This is a genomic window from Rothia sp. HMSC061C12 (assembly GCF_001815755.1).
GTDB lineage: Bacteria > Actinomycetota > Actinomycetes > Actinomycetales > Micrococcaceae > Rothia > Rothia mucilaginosa.
The window spans coordinates 29461-31230 of sequence record NZ_KV821874.1 but is presented as its reverse complement, the minus strand read 5'-3'; the positions used below and the strand labels follow the sequence as shown (position 1 = coordinate 31230).

The window sequence follows — 1770 nt, the reverse complement described above, 5'->3', positions numbered from 1 at the left end:
AGAAATGACCCACCGAGCATAAGCCCGGACTCAGAAGAATTTTTCGTGCGCTCACGCAGCAGCTCTACGGACACGTTTCCTACGTGTTCCAATCAGCGCGCACGCACCCGGGCACAGGTACATCCACCGTTACGCTCGGGTTTTTTCGCACCCTTTTTAGGGCGATCCTCTTACCGCCACGCGCTCAGCATAGGCACCCCCAAACCGCCGGCACACTGCTGCAACGCACCACCGTCGGAGTTTGAGAGCACCCGAGCATCCATACCTCAAGGAGCTCGTATGACACACGTACTTCAGCCGCAGGCGACCTTTCCCCGTTCCGCTTCTTCCCGCGATGTCCGCTCGCACGCCACTTCCCATGCAGCGGCGCACATTAGTATCGCTCATCTGCACTTTGCGCACCCGAGCCAGCCTCCGCTTTTTGCGGATCTGTCGGCGGTATTTTCGGCACCTCTGACCGGGCTCATTGGTGATAATGGTTGCGGAAAAACAACCCTTATGAGGTTGATTTTGGGTGATTTGACCCCGGATTCCGGTTCTTTGGCGGCGCCGGAACACATGGCGTATCTACCTCAGGATATGGGTCTGAATCGGAATCAAACCCTCGCCGAGCTCTGCGGAATCGCCGAGATTCTGCGGGCGCTACAGGCGGTAGAATCCGGCGAATACTCCCCCGAACTCTACGAGACCATCGGGGACAGCTGGGACGTTGAGGAGCGCACCCTCGCGGCTCTTGCGACCTACGGTTTCACCCCGGCGACCGTGGTTGATCGCGACAACCCGCAGGCGGTTCGCGCACTCTTTGCTCGCAGTATGCGCAGCTTCTCCGGCGGTGAGGCGGTCATCGCCGCGCTTGCCTCGCTGATGATTTCTGATCCCGAGTTCATCTTGCTCGACGAGCCGACAAACAACCTGGACTCCGCGGCGAAGGCTCAGCTCTTCACCGCACTGGAGGCGCTACCCTGCCCGGCGCTCATCATCAGCCATGACCGCGATCTTCTGGAGCGTGTAAACGTGATTGCGGAGCTTCATGCCGACCGCCAGGGGCTGGCGCATCTGCGCCTCTTCGAGGGTAACTACAGCACCTACCGGCAGGCATTGGAGACCGAGCAGCAGGCGGCTCAGCGTCGCGTGACCGAGGCGAAGAACCGGGTGCGTTCGGCGCATCGCGAGTGGGTGCAGGCGCAGGAGATTATCTCGAAGAACATGGCGCAGGTGTGGAAGGACGACCAGCCGGATACGATTCTTGCCCTCGCCAAGGACGCCTCACGTCAGGCGGCGGCAAAGCTTCGAGTTCTGCGCATCGGCAAGCAGGAGCAGGCTCAGGAGGAATACCAGAACGCCCAGGATGAGGTGCGCGTGCAGGAGAAAATCTATGCCGAGCTGAGCCAGCAGCCCCTACCCGCGGGGCGCAAGGTACTGGAGCTGCACAGGGTTGATTCTCGTGGGACTAACCCTCAGCAGGTTTCACGTGAAACATTTACCACTCAGCAACCCACTAAGGTTGATTCTCTGCATTTTTCACCCGTTGAGGCAGATGGCGAGAGCCGGCAGGGAACCCCTGTGGAGCACCCCGAACACCTGATTCTCAGCGGCCCCGAGCATCTGCGCATCACCGGTGCGAACGGCAGCGGCAAGACCACCCTCCTTGAGGCAATTGCCCACGCAAAAGACCCGGAGTACCGCTCCCCCGTGCAGCCCGCCTACCGGGTCGACTATTGCCTCGAGGGGGCGTACATTCCGCAGCGCATCACCCTCGACCCGCAGCTC

The 1770-nt window shown here is 60.8% G+C and carries 1 protein-coding gene; it reads left to right on the top strand.

The window, feature by feature from the left end:
• Nucleotides 1-279: 279 nt before the first annotated feature.
• Nucleotides 280-1770: ATP-binding cassette domain-containing protein (locus tag HMPREF3055_RS07125; protein WP_070738704.1), on the top strand; the 1491-nt coding region annotated here is incomplete at its 3' end.